A 4,333-nucleotide genomic window follows, 5' to 3' on the forward strand; every position below is an offset into this window, starting at 1 on the left:
CGTATTCCAGCGCGCGGATGAAGTCGGCGTCGAAGAACATCGCCTCTTCGTCGCCGGCATCCTTGTTGGCGACCTGGGCGTGGAAGCGCGCGGCCTGGTCCTCGGCGTCGTTCAGCTCGGAGAAACCGTTGGCGTACTCGCGGCCGGTGATGAAGAGCTCGAAGCGCTCAGTGATCTTGGGATTGGCATCCGACGCACGGGCCAGCGGCGAGACCTCGACGGGGTAGTCGATGATGAAGGTGGGCTCCCAGAGCTTCTCTTCGACGACGGCCTCGAACAGGCCGAACTGCAGCTCGGCCAGGCCCCAGCGGGCGGGCGCTTCTTCGCCGGCGGCCTTGACCTTGGCGCGCAGCACGTCGGCGTCATCGGCCTCGGCTTCGGTGAGGCCGGCGAACTGGATCAGCGAGTCGCGCACCGACACGCGCGCAAACGGCTTGTCCAGCGCCACCGGCTTGCCGGCATAGGTCAGCGCGGCGCTGCCGGTTGCGGCAATCGCCGCGTGGCGCAGCACGGCTTCCGTGAAGTCCATCTGGTCATGATGCGTCCAGTAGGCCGCATAGAACTCCATCATCGTGAACTCGGGGTTGTGCCGGACCGAGATGCCTTCATTGCGGAAGTTGCGGTTGATCTCGAACACGCGCTCGAAGCCGCCCACGACCAGGCGCTTCAGATAGAGCTCAGGCGCGATGCGCAGGAACATCTCCTGGTCCAGCGCGTTGTGGTGGGTCTTGAAGGGCTTGGCGTTGGCGCCGCCCGGGATCGGATGCAGCATGGGCGTCTCGACCTCCAGGAAGCCGTGGTCCACCATGAAGCTGCGGATGGCCGACACCGCCTTGGAGCGCGCCGTGAAGCGCTTGCGGGCGTCTTCGTCCGTGATCAGGTCGACATAGCGCTGGCGGTACTTTTGTTCCTGGTCAGTCATGCCGTGGAACTTGTCCGGCAGCGGGCGCAGGCTCTTGGTCAGCAAGCGCAGCGTCGTCACTGCGACGGACAGCTCGCCGGTCTTGGTCCTCATCAACGTGCCTTCGCCACCGATGATGTCGCCCAGGTCCCAGTGCTTGAAGGCGTCGTAGACCTCGGGGCCAACGTTGTCGATGGTCACGCGCAGCTGGATGCGGCCAGTGGCGTCCTGCAGCGTGCAAAAGCTCGCCTTGMCCATCATGCGCTTGAGCATCATTCGGCCGGCCACGCTGACCTTGACGGCTTGCGGTTCCAGCTCCTCGTTGGGCACCTCGCCGTACTGGGCCTGCAGGGGCTGGGCGCGGTGCTGGGGCTTGAAGTCATTGGGGAAAGGCACCGCTGTGGTGGCCCGCAGTGCGGCCAGTTTGCTGCGGCGCTCGGCGATCAATTGGTTGTCGTCGGCCTGAGCGGTCGAAACAGGAGTCGGAGTCGTTGTGGTCATTGCGGGCCTTCAGTCGAACCAGCGATTCTAGAATCTCGCGCCTTGATGACCTCCCACAGCCTGACGCGCGCCACTCTCACCTTGCTTGCCGGCAGCGCGCTGGCCCAGGCCGTGCCGCTTTTGCTGGGCCCCTGGATCGCCCGGCTGTACACGCCGGCCGAGTACGGCCAGTTCTCTCTGGTGTGGACGGTAGCCAGCAATCTGGCCGTTGTCGGTTGTGCGCGCTACGAGTTCGCGCTGGCGCTCGAGACGGGCGAAGAGGGCGCCGCGGCGCTGTTGGCGTTGTGCCTGCGCGTGCTGCTGGCGATGACGGCCATGGCCATCGTCGTCGGCGGGGCCTGGATGATCTGGGCGGATCTTCCCGTTGCCGCCGCGTTGCCGCCGGCCGTGCTGGCGGCCGCGGCCAGCCAGGCGCTGGCGCAATGGGCGGCTCGAGCCGGTCGGTTTGGCGTGCTGGCCTGGGGCCGTGTCGTGCAGTGGGGCGGCGGCGCCATTGCACAGGTTGGCTTCGGCCTGTTGCAGGCGGGGCCCTGGGGGCTGATCGGCGGCGCCACATTGGCCACGGCTGCTGCCGCAGCCCTGCAGGCGCAGCCGGCCCCCGCCCGCGGTTGGCGTGGCCTGCTGGCACCCCAGCCGCTGCGCGCCATGGCCGAGAAGCATCGCGACTTCCCGCTGCTGAACACGCCGCACGCCTTTGCCGGCGCGCTGCAGGACACCCTGGCCATCGCGCTGCTGACCGCCTGGCTGGGTTCGCCCGAGGCTGGCGCCTGGGCGCTGGCACTGCGCTATCTGAAGGCGCCGGCCAGCCTCGTCGGTGGCTCGCTGTCGCAGGCCCTCTACCCCCGCCTCACGCAGACCGAAAGCCGCAGCGAAGCCCGCGCCCTGGTGCGCAAGAAGCTGCTGCTGCTGACGGCCATCGCGCTGCCGCTGATGCTCGCGCTGCTGGCCTTCGGGCCATGGCTGTTCGCCACCGTCTTCGGCCCCGAATGGCGCGGCGCCGGCGAACTGGCCCGCTCGCTGGCACCCTATGTCGCGCTGCACTTCATCGCGTCGCCGCTGTCCGTCGTCACCATGGCCTGGGGTGCACAGGCCTGGGCGCTGAAGCTGGCGCTGGTCGGGCAGGCGATGTTCATCGGCGGGCTGGCGGCCGGCATCTACCTGGGCGGCCTGGCCGGTGCCGGCTGGGGCGTGTCCGCGGCGATGCTGCTCTACTTCGGCTACTTCTTCTGGGCACTCTGGACCTGGGAATGATGCGCGTATTCATCAACCGCCTGCGCCGCCGCTTGCTGAGGCTGCTCGGCTTTCGCATGCTCTTCGGCGAGGCCGGCGCGCCGCATTCGCGCATCGCACCCAGCACCTGCATCGAAGGCGAGGGCGGCCTGCAGCTGGCGGACCACGTCTTCATCGGCCAGTTCAATTTCATCGACGCGAGCGCGGGCCTGGTCATCGAAGAGGGCGTGCAGATCACGAACTTCTGTTCCATCGTGACCCACAGCACCCACAACGCCCTGCGCGTGAACGGCCGTCGCAGCGCGGTGCTGGGCGGCGAGCTGCCGGGCTACCGCAAGGGGGCGATCCGCCTGGGCGCCTACAGCTTTGTTGGCCCGCACAGCCTCATCGAACCCGGTAGCACGCTCGGCAAGGGTGCCATCCTGTGCGCTTATTCGCAGCTGCGCGGCGCCGCACCCGACTTCGCCATCATGGCCGGCCAGCCCGCCCGGCAGGTGGGCGACACACGCGAGCGCGATGCAGCCTTGCTGGCGCGCCATCCCGAGCTGCGTGAAGCCTACGAAGCCTGGGCCAAGCCATGCTGAGTGGCGGTATCAAGCTCGTCCTCATCGGTGATGGAGAAAGCCCCCACCTGCTGAAGTGGGCCCGCGCGCTCAATCCGCGTGTGCAACTGCACGCGATCTCGTCGCGCGGCTTCCTGCCCGAGTTCCATCATCTGCTTCCCGACGCACGCCGGCTGGCGCTGAACACGGCTCCCGACCATGGCGGCGGCAATGTGGCCCTGATCAAGATGCTGCCCAAGGTCGGTGCCTGGCTGGCCGATACAGACGCCGATTGGCTGCACGCGCACTACCTGACCTCCCACGGTTCACTGGCCTGGGCGGCCCGCATGGGTTGGCGGCTGCGCGCGCAGATCGCCGGCTCGGCCTGGGGCAGCGACATCCTCGTGACGCCGCAGCGCGGCGGCGCCTGGCGCTGGATGACGAAGAAGGTGCTGCGCRATTGCACCCTGACCACGTCGGACTCGGTCTACATGGCCGAGCGCATGCGCGAGCTGGGTGCGGGGGAGGTCATGACCTTCCCATTCGGCCTTGAAGCCATGCCCAAGCAGAACGCGAAGAAGCAGCCTTGGCTGTGCTTCGCGAACCGCGGCCTGGAGCCGATCTACCGGCCGCAACTCGTCATTGACGCGTTCCTGCGCATCGCGCGTCAGAACCCTGAAGCGCGCTTGGTCATTGCGAACGATGGCTCGTTACGTCAGTCGCTTGAAGATGAAACGGCTGCTCGTGGCTTACATGAGCAGATCACCTTCGTCGGCCGGCTGGATGCCGCCGCCCAGGCCTCGTACTACGCCCGTTCGACCTGGTTCCTGAGCCTGCCCGAGAGCGATTCCGTGTCGGTTTCGGTGCTGGAAGCGATGGCGCATGGCTGTGTGCCGCTGCTGTCCGAACTGCCTGCCAATCGTGAGTTGATTGGCGACTCGGCGCGTGGACTCATCGTCGGCTCGCTGGACGACCTGCCGGCGCGCATGGCAACGCTGGACACGACCAAGCTCGCCATCGCCAATCGCAACTGGGTCGCCGCCAACGGCCTCTTCGAGCCCCACGTGCAGCGCTTCCTGACCCGGCTCAAGGAGCTCACGCCGGCATGAGGATCCTTCTGGTCAACCATTACGCCGGTTCGCCTGCCCACGGCATGGAG

The 4,333-nt window shown here is 67.5% G+C and carries 4 protein-coding genes; 3 read left to right on the forward strand and 1 reads right to left on the reverse strand.

Features of this window, described 5'->3' with window-relative positions; genetic code table 11:
• Positions 1-1,402: lysine--tRNA ligase (gene lysS / locus ACXJKR_RS25585; protein WP_457325200.1), on the reverse strand; the 1,402-nt coding region annotated here is incomplete at its 3' end.
• Positions 1,403-1,447: 45 nt separating this feature from the next.
• Here lysS and ACXJKR_RS25590 point away from each other — a divergent pair.
• Genes ACXJKR_RS25590 through ACXJKR_RS25600 form a run of 3 tightly spaced genes read left to right on the forward strand, consistent with a single transcriptional unit; the run spans position 1,448 to position 4,283 of the window.
• On the forward strand, positions 1,448-2,653 hold the full coding sequence (locus tag ACXJKR_RS25590) for a lipopolysaccharide biosynthesis protein (RefSeq protein WP_457325201.1): 1,206 nt from the start codon (positions 1,448-1,450) through the stop codon (positions 2,651-2,653).
• The gene (locus ACXJKR_RS25595; RefSeq protein WP_457325203.1) at positions 2,653-3,216 is read left to right on the forward strand and encodes an acyltransferase; all 564 of its coding nucleotides are present in this window, start codon (positions 2,653-2,655) and stop codon (positions 3,214-3,216) included. The genes ACXJKR_RS25590 and ACXJKR_RS25595 overlap by 1 nt, the downstream gene beginning before the upstream one ends.
• Positions 3,210-4,283, forward strand: a complete 1,074-nt coding sequence (locus ACXJKR_RS25600; protein ID WP_457325202.1) for a glycosyltransferase — start codon at positions 3,210-3,212, stop codon at positions 4,281-4,283. Before ACXJKR_RS25595 ends, ACXJKR_RS25600 begins: the two co-directional genes overlap by 7 nt.
• Positions 4,284-4,333: the final 50 nt, after the last annotated feature.

It is taken from the genome of Roseateles sp. P5_E11, from assembly GCF_054049355.1.

Excerpts from the sequence above, each read along its gene's own strand:
- ACXJKR_RS25595 (WP_457325203.1), top strand. The coding sequence starts at position 2,653 with ATGCGCGTATTCATCAACCGCCTGCGCCGCCGCTTGCTGAGGCTGCTC.
- ACXJKR_RS25590 (WP_457325201.1), top strand. The coding sequence starts at position 1,448 with ATGACCTCCCACAGCCTGACGCGCGCCACTCTCACCTTGCTTGCCGGC.